Below are 19,898 nucleotides of genomic sequence, written 5' to 3'. Positions count from 1 at the left end.
CAACCATGGTCTCATTTCAATCATGTTTGTGTTTACAAAAAAGCTACCTGATGGCAAATTCATTCGCTCACATAAAACCGGCCATCTTATTCACCAACCCTCAATAGGTGTTTGTGAGATAGCGTTTCAAACAAGCAACTATCGCGATGAGCTATTCACGGAGCATTCGATTCCGTTTCCAGAAAAGCTCTTCGCCGCGGTAGCAAAGCGTCGCTGCGAATATCTTTGCGGGCGTCTTGCCGCGCAAACGCTATTAAGCGAAAGGCAAATTTATGCGCAGGTCGCCCAATCAGCGGAAGGGGCGCCCATATGGCCAGAGGGATGGCTTGGTTCTATTTCTCATACAGAACGCTGTGCGATAGCGGTTATCGCCCCGCAAAATAAAGGATACGTGCTCGGTATTGATATTGAGAATTTTAACCCCGAAGCGCTGGACGAAATAGCCGAAACGATCGCTCAAGAAAGTGAGCAAAAACGCCTGGCGAAAAGTGAAATAGATTATAACACGGCATTACACATCGCGTTTTCGGCAAAAGAGAGCCTCTATAAGGCGTTATATCCCCAGGTGAGAAAAGTTTTCGGTTTTGACAGCGCGATCATTACCGATATAAACACGCGCAATCAAACCTTCAGTATCCAGCTGACGCACGCCCTGACGTCCGCGCTTCCAGCTGGATTCCAGTGCACCGGTTATTATCAGCTCGATACAGACAAAGTCATTACCGTTATTTACTAACCATGTCATTATTATCGTCTCAACCGATTTAATACCGATGAGAGATGTTGATAATAAAATTCTTATTTCAGCAATAAAACTGAGGACTATGACAAAAGATCGCTAAAAATGAATGGTTCGTTTTGCCGGGATACTTACAATTAGTGTATCCCCTATTACATTCAACTTCAGGCGTTAAATATGAAAATCGGCATAATTGGTACAGGCAATATTGGCGGTACGCTTGCACGTAAGTTAAGCGAAGCTGGCCATGAGGTAAAAGTGGCGAATTCACGCGGTTTAGACGCTGTAAGGGAATTTGCCCGTGAAATTAACGCAGTGCCTGCGGACATACATGGTGTAGTTACTGACGTGGATGCCATTATTCTGTCAATTCCACTCCCGGCGCTGAGTAGTCTGCCTGATGAGCTTTTCTCGGGTTTACCTCCACATGTCCCTGTAATTGACACGAGCAACTATTATCCAGGCCTACGCGATCCGCAGATTGCTGCGCTGGATGAAGGTCAGACGGAAAGCGAATGGGTTCAGGAGCAGATTGGGCATTCAGTTATCAAAGCCTTTAACAATATACTCGCCGACTCTCTGGCAGGACTGGGACTGCCTGAGGGGAGCCGCGGTCGCCTGGCGATTGCAGTAGCAGGAGATCATCCAGCCGCAGTACAGGTCACTATGTCGCTGGTTAACGATACCGGCTTTGACCCCGTTTTTTCCGGGTCTGCCGCTGAATCATGGCGTCAGCAGCCGTGCACACCTTCCTATTGCTGCGACTGGGAGGCTGCCACCATGCTGCGTGCTTTCCCTCTGGCGAAAAAGGGAGAAGGTCTGGCCCGTCTGCCTTCACTTTATGCCAGTTTCGGTAAGCTGGGGGAGGCACCGACTCATGAAAATATCATTGATAACAATCGAGCTCTCAACTGGCCTGTATAACATGGCTGCCGGCGATTAAGAAAACCGTGCCTTTCAGAGTAACGGCAAAATATCTCTTTTTAGAAAAATCGATGGTCAGATGCCGGATTAACAAATCCGTTCCAGGGATGCTTTTGGTTTGCGTTGGCGTCTGATCATTAACTTAATCCTCGAAATCCATACCCCGCTGATAATAAGCCTGTTCCTGCCGCTAAACCGTATGGTCACCCCGTTAAGGTGTATCTCCTCTCTACCTTAGCGCCTGCGCCATGAATTAGCTGAGAGATCGTTTTCAAGTAACTTGCATTTTGATAGTTACTATGGCAATTTGCTCCCGAAAGCCACCAATCCATCCAGGCCAGCCGATGAAAAATGAACCGCTTTGCCTCGCTCCCTGCCCCATCGCCCGCAGCCTTGGCCGCATCGGTGACAGCTGGAGCATAATGATCCTGCGCGACGCCTTCGCGGGCTTTACCCGCTTTGACGAGTTCCAGAAAAGCAGCAACGTCGCGCCCAATATTCTTTCGCGCCGCCTGAAGGCGCTGGTAGACGACGGACTGCTGGAGAAGATTTGCTACAGCAGCACACCGCCGCGCTATGAATACCACCTCACGCCAAGCGGCCGCGATTTTCGCATGGTACTGCTGGCGCTGGCGGAATGGGGAAACCGTCACTTCGCACCCGAGGGCCGTCAGATGCAGTTGGTGGAAAGTGAAACCCAGCGGCGCGTAGAGCCGATCATGGTCGATAAAGCGACCGGCGAAGAGATTATCCCGGGTAAATACATCATGGTGCCGGGACCCGCAGCCTCGCCGATGATGAAATACCGTCACGAATATCTGCTACGCAAACGCGAGGGCGATAGCGGGCAAAAGTTCCAACCCGAATCCTACAGAGATGCCAGCAATGAATCCGGCCAGTAGGAAAAGAGCCCTCATCCTGGCGGCGGTCGGCGTCGCCTCACTGGCGGCAGCGAGCTACGGCGCTTACTGGTGGCATACCGGGCGCTTTATGCAGACGACCGATGATGCCTATGTTGGCGGTGACATTAGCGCCATCTCCAGCAAAATCTCCGGCTATATCCAGCAGCTAGCGGTGCAGGACAATATGGCGGTGAGAAAAGGCGACCTGCTGATTCGCATTGACGACCGCGATTATCGCGCCGCACTGGCAAAAGCCGCCGGAGAAGTGGCGGCGCAGCAGGCCGCGCTGGCCGATATCATTGCCACCCGGCAGCTACAACAGGCGATGATTGCCGGCTCTGCGGCCTCGTTACAGGCCGCCACGGCGGCGGCCGAAAAATTGGCTAACGACAACCGGCGCTATAACGCCCTGGCCGCGTCGAGCGCAATTGCCGCACAAATTCGCGATAACGCCTCCGCCGATTACCGCCGGGCGCACGCCGAGCAGGACAAAGCAAAAGCGGATAAAACCGCGGCTGAACGCCAGCTAGCGGTGCTGGATGCCCGCCAACAACAAACTCTGGCCGCCCTGGCGCAGGCCCAGGCTAGCCTCGAGATGGCCAGGCTGAATCTCAGCTATACCGAAATTCGCGCGCCGTTCGATGGGGTGATTGGCAACCGACGCGCGTGGTCCGGTTCGTTCGTCAGCAGCGGCACGCAGCTGCTTTCCCTGGTTCCCGCGCACGGCCTGTGGATTGACGCCAACTTCAAGGAAAACCAGTTGGCGCATATGCGTCCCGGCCAACCGGTGACCATCGTGGCCGATGTACTGCCGAACCATACCTTTAAGGGCCATGTTGTCAGCCTGGCGCCGGCGACCGGCTCACGCTTCAGCATTCTTCCTGCAGAGAACGCGACGGGGAATTTCACTAAAATCGTTCAGCGCGTGCCGGTCCGCATTGCGCTGGAAGGAGAAGGGGCAAAACTTGACGTACTGCGCCCGGGGCTATCGGCGATCGTCACAGTGAACGAAAAGAGCCGCCGATGAGCACCACTCAGGCGTTGTCCGCCCCGCATGGTCTGTCGATGCCGATGGCGAAGAAGATCTTCGCTTTCGCCAGCATGTGCGTGGGGATGTTTATCGCGCTTATCGATATCCAGATCGTGTCTGCCTCGCTGCGGGATATCGGCGGCGGCCTGTCGGCGGGCGACGATGAAACCGTCTGGGTACAAACCAGCTACCTGATCGCCGAGATCATTATTATCCCGCTTTCCGGCTGGCTGGCACGGGTCATGTCAACGCGCTGGCTGTTTGCCGCTTCCGCGGCGGGCTTCACGCTGATGAGCCTGCTGTGCGGCTGGGCGTGGAACATCCAGAGTATGATCGCCTTCCGTGCCCTGCAGGGACTGGCTGGCGGGTCGATGATCCCGTTGGTTTTCACCACCGCCTTCACCTTTTTCCAGGGCAAACAGCGGGTCATTGCCGCCGCGACGATCGGCGGCCTGGCCTCCCTGGCCCCCACGCTTGGCCCGACGGTGGGCGGCTGGATCACCGAAAACTTCAACTGGCACTGGCTGTTTTTTATCAACGTTATTCCGGGGATTTACATCGCGGTTGCCGTACCGCTGCTGGTGAAAGTGGATACCGCCGACCTCTCGCTGCTGCGCGGTGCAGACTACCTCAGTATTCTGCTGCTGGCGCTATCGCTCGGCTGCCTGGAATATACCCTGGAAGAAGGCCCGCGCTGGGGCTGGTTTGACGACGCGACTTTGACGATGACCGCCTGGGTCGCCCTGCTGTGCGGCGTGGCGTTTATTGTCCGCACCCTGCGTCATCCGCAGCCGGTCATGGATCTCCGGGCCCTGCAGGACCGAACCTTCAGCCTCGGCTGCTATTTCTCGTTTATGGCCGGCGTCGGCATCTTCGCCACCATCTATTTAACACCGCTGTACCTCGGCAGCGTGCGCGGTTTCAGCGCGCTGGAGATTGGCCTGGCGGTATTTTCCACCGGCCTGTTCCAGGTCATGTCGATCCCGTTTTATTCGTGGCTCGCCAACCGCGTCGATCTGCGCTGGCTGCTTATGGCCGGGCTGATCGGCTTTGCGATTTCGATGTACAGCTTTGTCCCGATAACCCACGACTGGGGCGCGGACCAACTGCTGTTACCACAGGCTTTTCGCGGACTGGCGCAGCAGTTTGCCGTCGCGCCTACCGTGACCCTGACGCTGGGCAGCCTGCCTCCCGCGCGCCTTAAGCTGGCCTCCGGGCTGTTTAATTTAATGCGCAACCTCGGCGGCGCCATCGGCATCGCCCTGTGCGGAACGGTGCTTAACGACAGGACCAATTTGCATTACAGCCGCCTGGCGGATCGTCTGAATAACGCCAACCTGGCCATGAGCGATTTTGTGCAGCGCAGCGCGGCAAACCTTGTCACTCAGGGGATCTCGCCGGATGCCGCTCATACGGCGGCGCTGAAGAATCTTTCCGCTCTGACGCTGCGGGAGGCGCGAACACAGGCATTTTCTGATGCTTTTTACCTCATCATGATCGGTTTTTTGATTGCCGCGCTGCTGGTTCCGTTGATGAAAAAGCCGCCGGCACACTGATATTACAGGAGAGTTTATTATGGGCGTTTCAGCTAAACGCATTGTCGTGACCGGGATGGGGATTGTCAGCCCTCTGGGCTGCGGCGTACAGCACGTCTGGCAGTCACTGCTGGCAGGGAAGTCAGGTATTACAAAGCTTAGCGAGCAGATGGTCGAAGATATTCCCTGCAAAGTGGCCGGACAGGTTCCGTCCATTGAACGCGATCCGTTGCACGGCTTCGATCCGCTGGCAACCATCCCGGCCAAGGAGCGCAAAAAGATGGATCGCTTTATCGAGTTTGCGCTGGTCGCCGCGCGTGAAGCGCTGACGCAGGCCGGGTGGTCGCCTGCATCAGCGGCAGAACAAGATCGCACCGCAACGGTCATCGCCACCGGGATCGGCGGGTTCAGCGAAATCGCCAATGCGGTACATACGACGGATGAGCGCGGGCCGCGTCGCCTGTCTCCGTTCACTATCCCCTCTTTTCTTGCCAACCTGGCCGCCGGGCATGTGTCTATCGCCCACGGTTTCCGTGGCCCCATCGGCGCGCCGGTAACCGCCTGCGCGGCAGGCGCTCAGGCCATTGGTGATGCTGCACGGATGATCCGCAGCGGCGAGGCGGATATCGCTCTCTGCGGCGGCGCAGAAGCGGCGATTCATCGCGTTAGCCTTGCCGGATTTGCCGCAGCAAGGGCGCTCTCCAGCGCATCCAATGACCAGCCGGAAGCGGCTTCCCGCCCCTTTGACCGCGACCGCGATGGTTTTGTGATGGGAGAAGGCGCCGGGCTTATCGTGATTGAGTCGCTGGAGCACGCGCTGGCGCGCGGCGCCACGCCGCTGGCAGAGCTGGTCGGCTACGGCACCAGCGCAGATGCCTATCACCTGACCGCTGGCCCGGAAGACGGTAACGGCGCACGTCGGGCCATGGAAACTGCCATTCGTCAGGCGGGGGTCACAGCAGAGGAGATTGACCATATCAACGCCCACGCCACCTCGACTCAGGTAGGCGACAAAGGCGAACTGGCGGCGATTAAAAACCTGTTTGGCACGCATCCCGTCGCCGTTACGTCGACGAAATCAGCAACCGGCCATCTGTTAGGCGCGGCCGGCGGGATTGAGGCTATCTTCACCATTCAGGCGTTGCGTGACCAGATGGTGCCGCCGACGTTGAACCTGCATCACCCCGATGAAGACGCGGAAGGCCTGAACCTGGTGGCGCTGGCGGCCCGCCCGCAGAAGATGCGTTATGCGCTGTCGAACGGTTTTGGCTTTGGCGGCGTCAACGCCAGCCTGCTGCTGAAACGCTGGGAATAATTGTTCAGTTCCCCCTCTGGCAAAAGCCGGCGGGGGACTTCCGCCAGAGCAAAACACGCATTGATACTCACGGCTTAATTTCGCTTGTCGATGCTTACGTTTTCCCCGCGTTTAAGTGAGGCATAACCCATCGTTTACATCGCGGCTCCAGTTGTGGATTAATCTTCCTGCACTTCAGCGGCCAGATGCACAGCCTGGTGAGCCAGAGCCTGCTGCACCGGGCCTGGCGCTAGCCGGTCTTTACAGAGCAAAGCCGAAGTGAGAGCCGTCAGGCAGCTCCACATCGAGACGCAGTTTACCGCCTGCCGCCTCAACGTAACGCTTAAGGGTGGAGAGTTTCAAATCGCGCCCCTGCTTTTCCATGCTGGCGACGGTAGGTTGCCGGATGCCCAGGGCCTGCGCCATTTCTACCTGCGTTTTCTGCACCTTTTCACGCAGTTCGGCAAGATGGATGTTGAGCAGGATGTCCGTCGCCATTGTCTGCGCGTCGGCCACCACCTCCGGTTTCTCATCCGCAAGAAGCTGTTCGAGCGTTCTGCCCATTGCATTACTCCTTATCATCTAACGTATTCAAATAATCTGTGAATTCCCGGTCGGCAATTGGGATCGTCTGCTCATAGAAGCGTTTTTCATTACCGACCTTGTGACCCGCGCAGAGCAGGATGCCGGTCCGGAATGGGTCGAAGGCGAAAAACACCCGGATGGGATCGCCCCGACTCTGAACGCGCAGCTCTTTCATGTTGCCGTAGCATGAGCCTTTGAGCGTATCGGCATAAGGTCTGGACAAGCCCGGCCCTCTTTCCCGCAGAACCAGTAGCAATGCCAGTACACATGCCCGATCGGTTGCGCAAAGCGCGCTAAACCAGCCGTCAAACCGATCCGTCGTCTTAATTATCCACACGGGACCTCCTCACAATATAGATCGCAAACTATATAGATGCAAAGCAATAGTGAAGATAATGACGCCTGGCCGGACGCAACGCATACCCTTTTGCCAGCAAAAGGAAGGCATATTCCAGTCATTGATTGAATAAGATGAAAACCGATCGTCGCCTTGCGACGCGGGCCGCATAAGCACGTTTGCCAGCGGGGAGGATACCCGCTCTGATTGAGAAGGGAGCGACCGGACGGCCTGCCCCCTTAAGTTGGAAGGTGCGTTTTTAACCCTGCTTTCCGCCCGTCAGGACGTACGCCATTTCCGGGTTAACGGTTTTTCGATTTCGACAATCAGGAACATCACAAATCCGATGATAAAGGTGATCACCCAGTAGCGGAACGGCAGCGCGGCGGTACCAAACAGCATCTGCATAAACGGCGCGTAGATGATCAGCAGCTGCAGTACCAGCAGAACGCCGCTGACGATCCAGATGCCTCTGTTGGCCAGTAATCCTTTGCTCAGAGAGAAACCGTCGGCGACGCGACAGTTGAGCATATAGAACCACTGAGCGGTGACCAGCGTTTGCAGCAGGACGGTACGAATGAACTCCGGCGAGTAGCCGCGCGGCTGGAGCCAGGCTTCCAGTACGAAGGCGCTCACGGCGATCATCGAGCCGACGAAAATGACCCTCCAGATAGCGAAACCGTCCATAACGTGCAGCTTAGGATCGCGCGGCGGACGCTTCATGATGTTCTTTTCGCCGGCCTCAAACGCCAGGCCAAACGACAGCGTGGCCGAGGTCGCCATGTTCATCCACAGGATCAGCACCGGAGTCAGCGGAATTAAATTCCCCGCCAGCAGGGCAATAATAATCAACAGCCCCTGCGCCAGGTTAGTCGGCATAATAAAGAGGATGGTTTTCTTCAGGTTATCGTACACCCGCCGCCCTTCCCTGACCGCGCTGGCGATGGTGGCGAAGTTATCATCGGTAAGCACCATATCGGCCGCTTCCTTGGTCACTTCGGTACCCTTGATGCCCATGGCGATGCCAACGTCGGCCTGCTTCAGCGCCGGCGCATCGTTCACCCCGTCGCCGGTCATCCCGACCACCTCTTTTTTACTCTGCAGCGCCTGCACCAGGCGGAACTTATCCTCCGGGCTGGTACGGGCGAAAATATCAAACTTCTGCGCGGCTTCGCTGAGCTGCTGGTCGTCCATTACCTCAAGCTCGCGCCCGGTAATGGCCGTGCCGGCGTTGCCGATGCCCAGCATCTGCCCAATGCTCATCGCCGTTTGCGGGTGATCGCCGGTGATCATCTTCACGCGGATCCCCGCCTGCAGGCAGTCGCCGATCGCCGTAATGGCTTCCGGACGCGGCGGATCCATCATCCCGGCAATACCGAGGAGAATGACCCCCTCCTGCAAATCCTGGTGGGTCAGCTCGGTCTGACCGCTGGCCGCAGGCTTCCACGCCGCCGCCACCATGCGCAGCCCTTCCCGCGCGTACTCTTCAATTTTTGCCTCCCAGTACGGCTGATCGAGAGGCTGCAGGCCGCTATCGGTCTGCTGCTGCTGGCAGAGCCGGAACAGCACGTCCGGGGCGCCGGTAATTAAGATCATCTCCTCGTCGCCGATGCGGTAGAGCGTCGACATATATTTATACTGCGAGTCGAAGGGAATTTTGCTCCGCAGCTCGGTTGCCACCGCCGGCAGCGCGACCTTCGCCGCCAGCACCTTCAGCGCCCCTTCCGTCGGGCCGCCGGTAATTTTCCATAATCCGCTTTCATCCTTGATGAGCTGGCTGTCGTTACATAAATCAATGGTCCGCAGATAGCGCTCAAGCAGCGTACCCGGCGCCACCACCACCGGCCCGGAATCATCTACCGGATGGATATTACCGACCGGTTCATAGCTATCCCCTTCGACCCGATAAATGGTATCCGCGGTAATGACGGCTTTGACCGTCATCTCGTTCATGGTCAGCGTCCCGGTTTTATCCGAGCAAATCACCGTCATCGCACCCAGGGTCTCAACGGTCGGCAGCTTGCGGATAATCGCCTTCTGCCGGGCCATGGTCTGCACGCCCAGAGAGAGAATAATCGAGATGATCGCCGGCAGCCCTTCCGGCACCGACGCCACCGCGAGGCTAATCAGCGAGAGCATCAGCTCCGAAACCGGCATATCGCGGAACAGCAGGCTGAAGACAAACAGCGCGGCCATCATCACCAGAATGATGATAAAAATGGCTTTCCCGAGCTTGTCCATCTGCACCAGCAGCGGCGTGCGGTGCTTTTCAATATCCGCCATCATCTGGTTGATATGGCCCAGCTCGGTATCACCGCCGGTCGCCACCACCAGGCCTTTACCGCCGCCGGAGCTCACCGTGGTCCCCGAGAACAGCAGGTTCGTGCGGTCGCCGAGAGGAAGCTCGCCGCTCAGCGCCTCGGTGCTTTTCTCAACCACCGTTGATTCACCGGTGAGAATCGCCTCCTCCACGCGCAGATTGTGGGCTTCGATAACCCGCAGGTCGGCAGGAATACGGTCGCCCGCGCGGATCACCACAATATCGCCCGGCACCAGCGCGGTGGTCGGAATCGTTTCATGGTTCCCCTGGCGGATCACCACCGCTTCGCTGGACAGCATATTGCGAATGCTCTGCAGCGATTTTTCGGCGTTACTTTCCTGAATATGGCCAATCAGGGCATTGATCACCGCGACGCCCAGAATCACCAGGGTATCGACCCAGTGGCCCATGACCGCGGTCAGCAGCGCCGCCGCTAGCAGGACGTAAATCAGAACATCGTTGAAGTGGGCCAGGAAGCGCAGCCAGGCGGGTTTGCCCGGCTTTTGCGGTAACGCGTTCTCGCCGAATTGCTGGAGTCGCGATGCCGCTTCCGCGCTGCTAATCCCCTCGGGGGAGCTGTTGGTGCTGGACAGGGTTTCATCGACGGAGAGCTTGTAGAACGGGCCGCCCGGTTTGTCTGTACTCATAGTTATCTCCTCACTCCTGTAACGGAAATCAGAACAGCATCAGGCCGCCCTTAACGCACAACAAAAACCGGAACGTGAGCATAACGAACGATACTGGCCGCCTCGGAACCCAGCAAATGGGTCTGAATATTGGGGTTGCGCGAGCCAATGATCACCACATCCGCCCGCAGCTCGTCGGCCAGCTTCGTGACTTCGTCACGCACGTTGCCGCTGCGAACGTGAATCTCAACGGCACCTTCCGCCAGACCCGACTTTTTGACGAGCTCAGCAAGTTTTTCCTGAGAATTTTTAACGAGGTAGTCCTCCATTTTCCGCGCATCGGAAATAAATCCCCGCGTCAGCGCCGGGGAAAAGAGAGGATTTACGTGCACCAGGTGAATTTTCCCGGCAGAGCTTTGTGCGAGGAACTGTGCGTGGGATAGCGCTTTGTCGGCAAGGCCGATTTCAAAGACATCAACCGGGACCAGAATATTTTTATACATACAGACAATCCTTTTATTACCAATAGAATAGATCGCGAATAGCTCCTCAACGAGACGCGTTGAGGAAAAATCTCAGCAACAAAAACTGGCATAGAAGTCGGTATGATTAAACGTAGCACAGGACTGTTAACATTTTTAAGCCACCAATTAATATATTGAAAAATATCACGGAGATAGCCGCCCTCAGACAATTCATCTGCAAACCACCCTAAACCGTCGACATAAGGGCAATTTTTACTCTTTTTAACATTTCCGCTTTTCTGCGACTATGCTCATTATCAGGGGCCCTGTCGCTTCTGAAAACCACTCAAGAATTAGGTAGATAAGACTTTACTTACTCTATAACCAGTACTAAAGGAGGAACGATGTTTGGCTATAGCCTGTTTCGCCTGAGCCTGTTTATTGCCCTGGCAATAATTGCCTGTACGGCTACGGGATTATTCACCTATGTCGTCGTCTCTGCCCTGGCTGAATAAGTTCGACGTTTGTCACTAACATTTAAAATAAATCTTTTAGCTCTGAGGGGAATACAGTGAACCGTTATTTTTCTCTCATTCCTGTTGTTATTTTAATAACAACAGCTTGCGACCAGAAAGCGCCGCAGGTTACGCCGCTGCCGCGGATGGTGAAAGCCGCTGAGGTGACCGCGGTGGGTGATTCACAGCAGCGTATTTTCCCCGCGCGCATCGAGTCCGGGGACTCCACGGAGCTGTCCTTTAAACGCGGCGGCCAGGTTGAATCGCTCGACGTTCGCCAGGGCGCAAACGTTACGCAAGGGCAGGTCCTCGCCCGGCTCAACGCGCGCGAAGCCCAGCAGCGCGTCAATGAACGACAAACCGCCGCCACGCTTGCGCAGCGGCAGTTCGATCGCTTCCAGACCCTCGCCGGCCGTCAGGCTATTTCGAAAGCGGAAATGGACGTTCAGCGCGCCAGCCGCGACTCGGCTAACGCCGCGCTGAAAATTGCCCGCGAAGAGCTCGGCCAGATGACGCTCAGCGCGCCCTTTAGCGGGGTAGCGGCCAGCGTGCCGGTGCGCAATCATCAGGTCGTCGCCGCCGGGCAAACCGTGGTAACCCTGACGCGCACCGATCTGCTCGACGTGGTCTTTAGCATCCCGGAAAACCTGTTTAGCGCCTTTGATATTCGCAACGCCCAGTATCGCCCGATCGTCAGAATCAACTCCCTGCCGGACCGCCAGTTCACCGCGCAGTACAAAGAGCATTCCGGCAGCAGCGACAATAGCAGCCTCACCTGGCAGGTGATCCTGACCATGCCGCGCCCGGCCGATTTCCCAACGGTAGGCGGCGTTAGCGGAACCGTGACGGTTAACCTGGCAAACCTCCCCGCCAACGCCGGCCGCGAGGCGCTGGTGGTGCCGGTTGAGGCGGTCTTCAATCCCGATAGTCATCAGCGCAACGAGCCGCACGTGTGGGTGATTAAAGGCGATGGCGAGCAGCTGCATCTTGAGGATCGCAAAGTGAGCGTCGGGCAGGTGACAACCCAGGGGGTGGTCATTACCGACGGGCTCAGCGCCGGCGAGCGCGTAGTGGCCGCTGGCGTAAGCGAACTGCATGCGCAGCAGCCGGTTCGAATCTGGACGCGTGAACGAGGCCTTTAATGGATATATCCCGCCAGTTTATCAATAATCCCGTCCGCGTCTGGCTGACCATTCTGCTGCTCGGCATGGGCGGTATTTTCGCCCTGCTCAATATCGGCCGTCTGGAAGATCCGGCGTTTACGATTAAAACCGCCGTGGTCATTACCCACTATCCTGGCGCTTCCGCCCAGCAGGTTGAGGAGGAGGTCACACTGCCGCTGGAAAATGCCCTGCAGCAACTGCCCTACCTGGATAACGTCAGCTCCATCTCCTCCAACGGGCTGTCGCAGATTACCGTCAACATCGCCTCGAACTATCACTCCAGCGAGCTGCCGCAGATATGGGACGAGCTGCGGCGCCGGGTAGGAGACGCGGCCCGGCTCTTCCCGCCCGGCGTGGTTGCCCCCTTCGTCAACGATGATTTCGGCGACGTGTTTGGCTTTTTCTTTGCCATTTCCGGCGACAGCTTTACCAATCCGGAGCTGGTTCGCTATGCCGAGCAGCTGCGCCGGGAGCTGGTGCTGGTACCCGGCGTCGGCAAGGTCGCCATCGGCGGCGCGATCCCGCAGCAAATTAATATTGATATCTCGCTGCCCAAAATGGCGGCCCGCGGCATTACGCTGAACCAGCTTTCCGCCATTCTCAGCCGCCTGAACGTCGTTTCCAGCGCCGGGGAGATTAAATCCGGCAGCGAGTCCATTCGCCTGCATCCGACCGGGGAATTTGAGAATATCGACGAGCTGGGCGATCTGCCCATCAACCCCCACGGCACCGGGGCAACGACCCGGCTGCGGGATATTGCCACCCTCTCGCGCGGGCTGAGCGAATCGCCCTCCAGCATCTACCACGCCAACGGTCGCCAGGCGGTGACGATGGGCGTGTCGTTCATCCCCGGCGTCAACGTCATCGACGTTGGCCACGCGCTGGAGGCGAGGCTTGAGCAAATGTCGGCGGAAAAACCCGCCGGGATCAAAATCGATCTGTTCTACGATCAGGCGGCCGAAGTCGGCCACTCGGTGAGCGGATTTATCACCAACTTCCTGATGGCGCTGGCCATTGTCGTCGGCGTGCTGCTGATCTTCATGGGCGTGCGCAGCGGCATTATTATCGCTTTCTCGCTGGCGCTTAACGTGCTGGGTACGCTGCTGATTATGTATCTGTGGGGCATTGAGCTGCAGCGGATTTCGCTGGGCGCGCTGATTATCGCCCTCAGCATGCTGGTCGATAACGCCATCGTCATCGTCGAAGGGGTGCTGATTGCCCGCCAGCAGGGATCGACGCTGCTGACCGCCGTTAACTACGTTATCCGCCGATCCGCCCTGCCCCTGCTGGGGGCGACCGTGATTGCGATCCTCGCCTTCGCGCCTATCGGTCTGTCGCAGGACTCGACGGGGGAATACTGTAAATCGCTGTTCCAGGTGCTGTTAATTTCCCTGATGCTCAGCTGGTTCTCGGCGCTGACCATCACCCCGGTGCTGATCAAATGGTGGCTGTTTAAAGGCGCAGCGTCCCCGGCGCCGGCCGCCGAGGCCGATCCCTACCGCGGGCGCTTTTACCGCAGCTATCAGCAGATCCTTAACGCCCTGCTGATGCGCAAAACCATCACCCTCGTGCTGATGGCGGCGCTGCTAGGGGGCGCTATCTGGGGATTCGGTTCGGTGCGGCAGAACTTTTTCCCTTCATCAAACACGCCGATCTTCTTCGTTGACCTGTGGCTGCCCTACGGTACCGATATTGCGGCAACCGAAAAAATGACCAGCGATATCGAAACGACGATTAACGGCCAGCCCGGCGTCGTCACCACCGTGGCTACCGTCGGTCAGGGCAGCATGCGCTTTATCCTCACCTACAGCGGCCAGCGGCAGTACAGCAACTATGCGCAGATTATGGTTCGCATGGACGATCGGCGCAGCATCGACGCCCTGACGCGCCACGTTGACGCCTATATTGCGCGCAACTATCCGCAGGTCAACGCCAGCAGCAAGCGGGTGATGTTCGGCCCGTCTGGCGACAGCGCGATCGAGGTGCGGATCAAAGGCCCCGATCCCGACAGATTACGGCTGATAGCCAGCCAGGTGAGCACCATCCTCTCCGCGGACCCGGCCGCCGGCAGCGTGCGTAACGACTGGCAGAACCGCAGTAAAACCATCCGACCGCAGTACTCGACCACCCTCGGGCGCGAGCTGGGGGTAGATAAACAGGATATCGACAGCGCGCTGCAGATGAACTTCACCGGCAGCCGCGTCGGGCTGTACCGCGAAGGCGCCGATCTGCTGCCGGTGGTGGTCCGTCCGCCGGCCGCCGAACGTCAGGATGCTAACCATCTCAACAACGTGCTGGTGTTGAGCCAGAGCCGGCAGCAGTACATCCCGCTGAGCAACGTGGTCAGCGACTTTACCCTTGAATGGGAAGATCCGTTGATTCTGCGCCGCGACCGCAGCCGCGTACTGACGGTGATGACCGACCCCGACCCTCTGAGCAACCAAACCTCGGGGGATATTCTGGCGCGGGTGCAGCCGCAGATTAACGCGATCAGCCTGCCGCACGGCTACAGCATTGAGTGGGGAGGCGATGCAGAGAACTCCAGCGAAGCGCAGCAGGGGCTCTTCACCACCCTACCGCTAGGCTATCTGGTGATGTTTGTCATCACCGTGCTGATGTTCAGCTCGCTGAAAAATGCGGTTGCCATCTGGCTGACCGTGCCGCTGGCGCTTATCGGCGTGACCCCGGGCTTTTTAATTACCGGCATACCTTTCGGCTTTATGGCGCTGATCGGTTTACTCAGCCTGAGCGGAATGCTTATCCGCAACGGCATCGTGCTGGTGGAAGAGATTGAACAGCAGAAACAGGAAAAACCGCAGCACCAGGCAATTATCTATGCCGCAACCTCGCGCTTACGCCCTATACTGCTCACGGCCTTCACCACCGTGCTCGGGCTGGCGCCGCTGCTGCTGGACATCTTCTTCCAGAGCATGGCGGTTGTTATCATGTTTGGACTGGGTTTTGCGACCATCCTGACGCTACTGGTTCTTCCGGTTATTTACGCCTGTTTCCACCCTAAGGATATGCAGCAAGCACAATGAACACCACCGGGTTAAATATTATTAAAACGCTGGGATGCATGACGGCGGTAACGTTCTTTACCATCTATAACACCTGGGATCTGTATGATTATGATTATCACTGGATCCTCGGCTTTCTGACGTTTGTATCGACCATCGCCACCCCGCTATTTTTTGTGGTGGCGGGCTATCTCGACGCCCAGTCCCGGCACGGCGAGCGCTGGCAGATGGGCAAAATTAAAAGCGTGGTGATCGTCTTCCTTTTCTGGATGACGATTTACTACCTCTTTGAGCCCTACCAGCGCGGCTATCTGATTCAGCCGTGGTTTGTCTTTACCTTTATTGTGATCTATACCTTCCACCCGCTGATCGAGTGGCTAAGCCTGCGCAGAAGGATCTTTTTTAGCGCGGTGTTTGCCCTGCTGCTGTTCTCCTACGGCTACGATCTGCTGGCGGCACTCTATCCCGACGTTCATGTGCTAAGCCTGGCGCCGCAGTATCGCCTGTGGACCTGGCTGTTGTTCTATTTAACCGGCCAGCTGTTTAACGATCCAATGGTCGTGCGCTGGCTGACTCGCGATAAAGTGGTAAAAGCCGCGATGTGTGCCATACCGTTTATTTATCTTTTCACCTGGTTTTACGAACGCCATTTCTTTTTCGCCCTGTTTAAGGCCGACAGAAATGCGTTCCTGCTCACCGGTTCGCAAATTTATATTCTGGTGGTGGCGCTGGTTATTGCGGCTAACGGCGTTCGTTTTCGTAAAAACAGCGAGTTTAAGGAGAGTATTCTGGCGGCAATCAGCAAAACGATGACCGGGGTCTATATCCTCCACTACTCAGTTTTTCATCTCCTGAGCTCCCTTATCCCGATCGGTTCGCTGAGCACAAAATTAATGCTGATTGCCCTGACGTTTGTCGCCTCGGTATTGATTTCAATGCTGGTGTTATCAAACCCGGTCGCTAAAAAGGTGATCACCCTTTAAGCCTTCCGACCCGGCCTGGCGCCGGGTTTAAAAACCATAGCGCAGCCAGGCAAAAAGGACGTTACCGTTATTATAGGTGCCGGGAATATAGGTAAACTGCACGCTAAGCCGCTGATAACTTGCGGAAAACAGCGGCAGGATAATCGGTAGCGGCACGTAATTAGCGAAATCATCGCGCGCGGTAATTCCGGCGGTCACCCCGAGCCCAAGGCGGAAATCGCGGGCGCTATCCAGATACCAGCCCTTCTCCCAGCCGTAGCCGATGATGGGCTGCCACTCGTTATGCGAATCCTTAAACATCATGGCGTACAGCGAGCTCCAGTCGCCGTCATCGTGGTAGCGAGAGAAGCCGAAGCCGCCGCCCCAGGGCATCTCGTTGTAGTTATCCGTTTTCTCTTTATCGTAGGTTAAGCGGTTGTGCCAGCTAAGAAACGGCAGATACAGGTCATAGTTTTGCGGCTCATTCCAGGTTTGCGAAACATCATTTTTTAACCAGTCCCACCAGCCGCTGATGCGCTGCTCGCCGTAAACGCCCTTTTCAGCCCGCGCCGCAGAGGCAAAAATAACCAGGGCTGCCAATACTATCAGCCGACAACGTGGCATAGGCTTTTCCTTATAGATAATGTCCACTGAGTATTCAGTCTGAGAATAATAACCGCGCTTTGCAAATATCGTGGCGGCATTTTACCGGTGATACGCGCCCCTTATGATCAGTATATATAACAACCGGCAGGGCGGTTGCCAATAGCGGCAAAGCGTATCATTTCGCGGCAGCGGGGATTATCATGAGGCTAATTAGTGATTTTGCAGGCGGTGCTCGAAAAATAAATGGATGTCATAAGCATTATTATGTCGGCGGGGAAATCCTCGGTTAACGTCGCGCTGTATACCCTGCTACCCATTATGGTAGTGATGCTGATCATCATGAAATACCTGGAAGTACGCGGGGTGCTCGACGTTATCGTCCGCTGGGTGGCGCCGCTGCTCAAGCCGTTTGGTTTAACCGGGATGAGCGCTTTTGCCCTGATCCAGATGAATTTCGTCAGCTTTGCCGCCCCGCTGGCGACCCTGTCGATTATGGATAAACGCGGCGTCTCTGACCGACAGATGGCCGCGACCCTGGCCATGGTCTTTGCTATGGGTCAAGGCAACGTCTTCTACCCCCTCGCGCCCTTCGGCCTGCACTGGATGGCCTCGATAATCATTTCGATTGTTGGCGGGCTGTGCGCGGCGGCGGCAACCTGGTACTTCACCGGCCGCCGGCTGTCGACCGTCGAAAACGCCCGCGCGGAGGCGCTACCCAACGCGGAGCAAAATAGCCAGGGGATCATTTCCGTTATCAACAGCGCCGGCTCCGACGCAATTCGTCTGGCCCTCGGCGCGGTGCCGATGCTGATCCTGTCGCTCACCATCGTCGGGCTGGTGCAGGCGGCCGGGCTGATTGATATGCTGCAGCGCCTGCTGATGCCGCTGCTGCTGTGGCTGCATATTCCGGAAAACTTCGTCCTGCCGGCGCTGGTCAAATGCGTGGCCGGCGGCACGGCCTACTTTGGCGTCATCTCTGAGCTCATTCAGCAGGGCAAGGTCACCGTCAGCCAGATTAACGCTTCCGCCGGGCTGCTGATTCAAACCTTCGATCTGCCGGGGATCGGCATTTTTCTTGGCGTCAGCTCGCGGTTTGTCCGCCTATTCCGCTTTGTCGCGCCTGGCGCCATGGTTGGCATCGCGGTTCGCACCCTGATGCACGTCTCGCTATTTTGAGGCCTCAACCCGCGCTTCAGGCCGCAGGCAGGCCCGCATATCAGGCTGGAAGCCGCAGCCGATGCGCTGGTCAATGCGCGCCATCATAAACGGGAAGAACGGGTTGGAGGTCACGCGCATCAGCGTATCCAGCCCGACGCTGAGGCTGGAGGTCTCTCCCCGGAGCGAAATCGTACCGATGCTAATACCGTAAAGGTTCTTCTCCGTCGGCTCGCGGCCGTACAGGGAGTCGTTCAGCGGGAACGGCACCGCCACGTGCGAAAGCGAATACATATCCTGCGGCCACGCGAGGTTCAGCGGCGTCACCCGCTCCTCTTTTTCTCCTGCCGGCGTGGTGCGTGCCACCGTCTCGTAGGTGGTGGGCGAGGCGTTGGTAATCACCGTGGTGCTATATTGCCGCGGCGCGGGCGGCAGAAGCGCGCTGACCGCAGAGTAGAGCGCGGGACGAAACAGCGCCCGCAGGTTGGCGGCCTGGTTGATATCAAAAATCACCAGCTCGCTGCCGTTTTGCGGCAGGTAACGATACAGCGAATCAACCACCGCTCGGGTGCTCACCGTGGAGTCCATCACCGACTGGAAGGTCAGCACCGGCGGCAGCGCGGCAAGCCGCTGGCTGCGGGAGGCCTGGATAATCTGCTCCTGCAGCGCCTGGGTTAACAGCCACGACTGGCGGGCCGCCTTCACCGGAAACGAGTTGTATTTGTAAGGATTAAACTCCGGCACCACGTTCAGCCATGCCGCCCGTGCAAAGGCCGGGAACACCGCCGGCAGCCCCGTCAGCCCGGCAAAGCGGGCAAACGCGGTCACCCCGATCATCGGCGACAGCAGGACTATCTGCTGCGGCTCGGGCAGGGCATTATCATCCAGCGCGTCGAGCGCATACTTCAGCGCCAGCGCGCCGCCGTTGGAGTAGCCGATCACGTGCAGCGGTACCTGCGCCCCGCCCAGCCGCGTCGCTTCGCGCACCGCCAGGCGCGTTGTCGCCATCCACGCCTGCCAGTCAACGGCGGTGAGCGATCCCGGCGCGGTGCCGTGTCCCGGCAGCCTCGGCACCACCGCCACGAACCCCTGCTGCTGATAGGCTTTTGCCAGATAGCGCACGCTGTAGGGCGAGTCCGTCAGCCCGTGCAGTAGCACAGCGGTGCCGCGCGGCTTTCCCTCCGGCAGCAGCACGAAGGAGCGGTTCCAGTTAGGCTGAAACTTCTCCGGGTAGACCTCGCTTTGGGCATAAAAACGGTTGAGCGGCGTTTTTTCATTATCTGGAAGCGCATCCGTCAGCTGGGTTTTCATCTGCTGAAAAATAACCCCCTCCCGCGCCAGATATCCGGCGAAGGTGGTGCGGTCAATCTCAGCCGCCGACATTTCATCGGCGGACCAGGTATGCCACGAATGCAGCGCAGGCCCGCGCTGGGTTTCATAAATACGTCCGGCAAAAAAAACGCCAATCACGATAAGCAGGCCCACGGCGATTTTTTTCACCAGCGAGGCGACTTTTAAACCAGCTTTATTCAGGTGTCGGGTAAAGCGCATCATTGCCATATCGCTGTCCATTTTCTATGCCGTATATGACGACCGTTGGCGCATTGGCGCCTTGGTGTTTGTGTGATTAAAGCCTGCGAGACGCTTTTTAAACATAGACTAAACCGAAAGGCTATTCTTATTGTCAGAAGCGGAGCAAAAGACAATTATCGCCGGGAATA

Annotated in this window: 16 protein-coding genes; 10 read left to right on the top strand and 6 right to left on the bottom strand. The window is 57.3% G+C overall.

From position 1 onward, the window contains the following. Window positions 1–22: 22 nt before the first annotated feature. From M2416_RS23100 to fabF, 6 genes are all read left to right on the top strand, one after another. The gene (locus M2416_RS23100) at window positions 23–736 is read left to right on the top strand and encodes a 4'-phosphopantetheinyl transferase family protein (protein WP_076945580.1); all 714 of its coding nucleotides are present in this window, start codon (window positions 23–25) and stop codon (window positions 734–736) included. Between the two features lie 180 nt (window positions 737–916). Further along, a complete protein-coding gene (locus M2416_RS23095; RefSeq protein WP_259227037.1) occupies window positions 917–1,663 on the top strand; it encodes an NADPH-dependent F420 reductase in 747 nt (248 codons plus the stop codon). Between the two features lie 344 nt (window positions 1,664–2,007). Continuing rightward, window positions 2,008–2,565 (top strand): winged helix-turn-helix transcriptional regulator, encoded by a 558-nt coding sequence (locus tag M2416_RS23090; RefSeq protein WP_041146304.1) that lies wholly within the window; start codon window positions 2,008–2,010, stop codon window positions 2,563–2,565. Next, on the top strand, window positions 2,549–3,592 hold the full coding sequence (locus M2416_RS23085) for an HlyD family secretion protein (RefSeq protein ID WP_259227034.1): 1,044 nt from the start codon (window positions 2,549–2,551) through the stop codon (window positions 3,590–3,592). The genes M2416_RS23090 and M2416_RS23085 overlap by 17 nt, the downstream gene beginning before the upstream one ends. Continuing rightward, on the top strand, window positions 3,589–5,151 hold the full coding sequence (locus M2416_RS23080; protein WP_259227032.1) for a DHA2 family efflux MFS transporter permease subunit: 1,563 nt from the start codon (window positions 3,589–3,591) through the stop codon (window positions 5,149–5,151). Before M2416_RS23085 ends, M2416_RS23080 begins: the two co-directional genes overlap by 4 nt. A 19-nt stretch (window positions 5,152–5,170) precedes the next feature. After that, window positions 5,171–6,445, top strand: coding sequence for a beta-ketoacyl-ACP synthase II (gene fabF, locus M2416_RS23075; RefSeq protein ID WP_259227031.1), 1,275 nt, complete (start codon window positions 5,171–5,173; stop codon window positions 6,443–6,445). A 240-nt stretch (window positions 6,446–6,685) separates the two neighbouring features. Here fabF and M2416_RS23070 read toward each other — a convergent pair whose 3' ends face one another. The 4 genes from M2416_RS23070 to M2416_RS23055 form a co-directional block, all read right to left on the bottom strand. Further along, complete coding sequence (locus M2416_RS23070; protein WP_076945586.1) at window positions 6,686–6,988, bottom strand: helix-turn-helix domain-containing protein; 303 nt, start codon at window positions 6,986–6,988, stop codon at window positions 6,686–6,688. Window positions 6,989–6,992: 4 nt separating this feature from the next. Further along, the gene (locus tag M2416_RS23065; protein ID WP_076945587.1) at window positions 6,993–7,346 is read right to left on the bottom strand and encodes a type II toxin-antitoxin system RelE/ParE family toxin; all 354 of its coding nucleotides are present in this window, start codon (window positions 7,344–7,346) and stop codon (window positions 6,993–6,995) included. Between the two features lie 279 nt (window positions 7,347–7,625). After that, the gene (locus tag M2416_RS23060; RefSeq protein ID WP_259227030.1) at window positions 7,626–10,313 is read right to left on the bottom strand and encodes a cation-transporting P-type ATPase; all 2,688 of its coding nucleotides are present in this window, start codon (window positions 10,311–10,313) and stop codon (window positions 7,626–7,628) included. A 50-nt stretch (window positions 10,314–10,363) separates the two neighbouring features. Further along, window positions 10,364–10,795, bottom strand: coding sequence for a universal stress protein (locus tag M2416_RS23055; protein WP_076945589.1), 432 nt, complete (start codon window positions 10,793–10,795; stop codon window positions 10,364–10,366). Window positions 10,796–11,327: 532 nt separating this feature from the next. Between M2416_RS23055 and M2416_RS23050 the strand changes: the two genes are divergently transcribed. Genes M2416_RS23050 through M2416_RS23040 form a run of 3 tightly spaced genes read left to right on the top strand, consistent with a single transcriptional unit; the run spans window position 11,328 to window position 16,437 of the window. Continuing rightward, the gene (locus M2416_RS23050) at window positions 11,328–12,413 is read left to right on the top strand and encodes an efflux RND transporter periplasmic adaptor subunit (protein ID WP_076945590.1); all 1,086 of its coding nucleotides are present in this window, start codon (window positions 11,328–11,330) and stop codon (window positions 12,411–12,413) included. Beyond that, a complete protein-coding gene (locus M2416_RS23045; protein WP_259227027.1) occupies window positions 12,413–15,475 on the top strand; it encodes an efflux RND transporter permease subunit in 3,063 nt (1,020 codons plus the stop codon). The genes M2416_RS23050 and M2416_RS23045 overlap by 1 nt, the downstream gene beginning before the upstream one ends. Further along, the gene (locus tag M2416_RS23040) at window positions 15,472–16,437 is read left to right on the top strand and encodes an acyltransferase (RefSeq protein WP_041146314.1); all 966 of its coding nucleotides are present in this window, start codon (window positions 15,472–15,474) and stop codon (window positions 16,435–16,437) included. Before M2416_RS23045 ends, M2416_RS23040 begins: the two co-directional genes overlap by 4 nt. Before the next feature lie 27 nt (window positions 16,438–16,464). On the opposite strand, the gene pagP is transcribed toward M2416_RS23040, so the two are convergent. After that, window positions 16,465–17,040 carry a lipid IV(A) palmitoyltransferase PagP gene (gene pagP / locus M2416_RS23035; RefSeq protein ID WP_076945593.1) on the bottom strand — a complete coding sequence of 192 codons (576 nt, stop codon included), beginning with the start codon at window positions 17,038–17,040 and terminating at the stop codon, window positions 16,465–16,467. A gap of 225 nt (window positions 17,041–17,265) precedes the next feature. On the opposite strand from pagP, the gene M2416_RS23030 reads away from it, so the two are divergent. Next, complete coding sequence (locus M2416_RS23030; protein ID WP_076945594.1) at window positions 17,266–18,198, top strand: nucleoside recognition domain-containing protein; 933 nt, start codon at window positions 17,266–17,268, stop codon at window positions 18,196–18,198. Here M2416_RS23030 and M2416_RS23025 read toward each other — a convergent pair. After that, a complete protein-coding gene (locus tag M2416_RS23025) occupies window positions 18,190–19,731 on the bottom strand; it encodes an alpha/beta hydrolase (RefSeq protein WP_374761804.1) in 1,542 nt (513 codons plus the stop codon). The genes M2416_RS23030 and M2416_RS23025 overlap by 9 nt on opposite strands. Window positions 19,732–19,898: the final 167 nt, after the last annotated feature.

This window comes from Klebsiella sp. BIGb0132 (assembly GCF_024810075.1).
Classification (GTDB): Bacteria; Pseudomonadota; Gammaproteobacteria; order Enterobacterales; family Enterobacteriaceae; genus Klebsiella; species Klebsiella terrigena.
Note: the sequence above shows the minus strand (reverse complement) of the source record. Positions and strands in the feature narration are given on the sequence as shown.

What these genes read in the sequence shown, in the direction of transcription:
- M2416_RS23070 (WP_076945586.1), bottom strand. Translation starts at nt 6,988, where the DNA reads ATGGGCAGAACGCTCGAACAGCTTCTTGCGGATGAGAAACCGGAGGTG.
- M2416_RS23030 (WP_076945594.1), top strand. Translation starts at nt 17,266, where the DNA reads ATGGATGTCATAAGCATTATTATGTCGGCGGGGAAATCCTCGGTTAAC.
- M2416_RS23060 (WP_259227030.1), bottom strand. Translation starts at nt 10,313, where the DNA reads ATGAGTACAGACAAACCGGGCGGCCCGTTCTACAAGCTCTCCGTCGAT.
- M2416_RS23045 (WP_259227027.1), top strand. Translation starts at nt 12,413, where the DNA reads ATGGATATATCCCGCCAGTTTATCAATAATCCCGTCCGCGTCTGGCTG.
- pagP (WP_076945593.1), bottom strand. Translation starts at nt 17,040, where the DNA reads ATGCCACGTTGTCGGCTGATAGTATTGGCAGCCCTGGTTATTTTTGCC.
- M2416_RS23080 (WP_259227032.1), top strand. Translation starts at nt 3,589, where the DNA reads ATGAGCACCACTCAGGCGTTGTCCGCCCCGCATGGTCTGTCGATGCCG.
- M2416_RS23090 (WP_041146304.1), top strand. Translation starts at nt 2,008, where the DNA reads ATGAAAAATGAACCGCTTTGCCTCGCTCCCTGCCCCATCGCCCGCAGC.
- M2416_RS23055 (WP_076945589.1), bottom strand. Translation starts at nt 10,795, where the DNA reads ATGTATAAAAATATTCTGGTCCCGGTTGATGTCTTTGAAATCGGCCTT.
- M2416_RS23040 (WP_041146314.1), top strand. Translation starts at nt 15,472, where the DNA reads ATGAACACCACCGGGTTAAATATTATTAAAACGCTGGGATGCATGACG.
- M2416_RS23100 (WP_076945580.1), top strand. Translation starts at nt 23, where the DNA reads ATGTTTGTGTTTACAAAAAAGCTACCTGATGGCAAATTCATTCGCTCA.
- M2416_RS23095 (WP_259227037.1), top strand. Translation starts at nt 917, where the DNA reads ATGAAAATCGGCATAATTGGTACAGGCAATATTGGCGGTACGCTTGCA.
- fabF (WP_259227031.1), top strand. Translation starts at nt 5,171, where the DNA reads ATGGGCGTTTCAGCTAAACGCATTGTCGTGACCGGGATGGGGATTGTC.
- M2416_RS23085 (WP_259227034.1), top strand. Translation starts at nt 2,549, where the DNA reads ATGAATCCGGCCAGTAGGAAAAGAGCCCTCATCCTGGCGGCGGTCGGC.
- M2416_RS23025 (WP_374761804.1), bottom strand. Translation starts at nt 19,731, where the DNA reads ATGATGCGCTTTACCCGACACCTGAATAAAGCTGGTTTAAAAGTCGCC.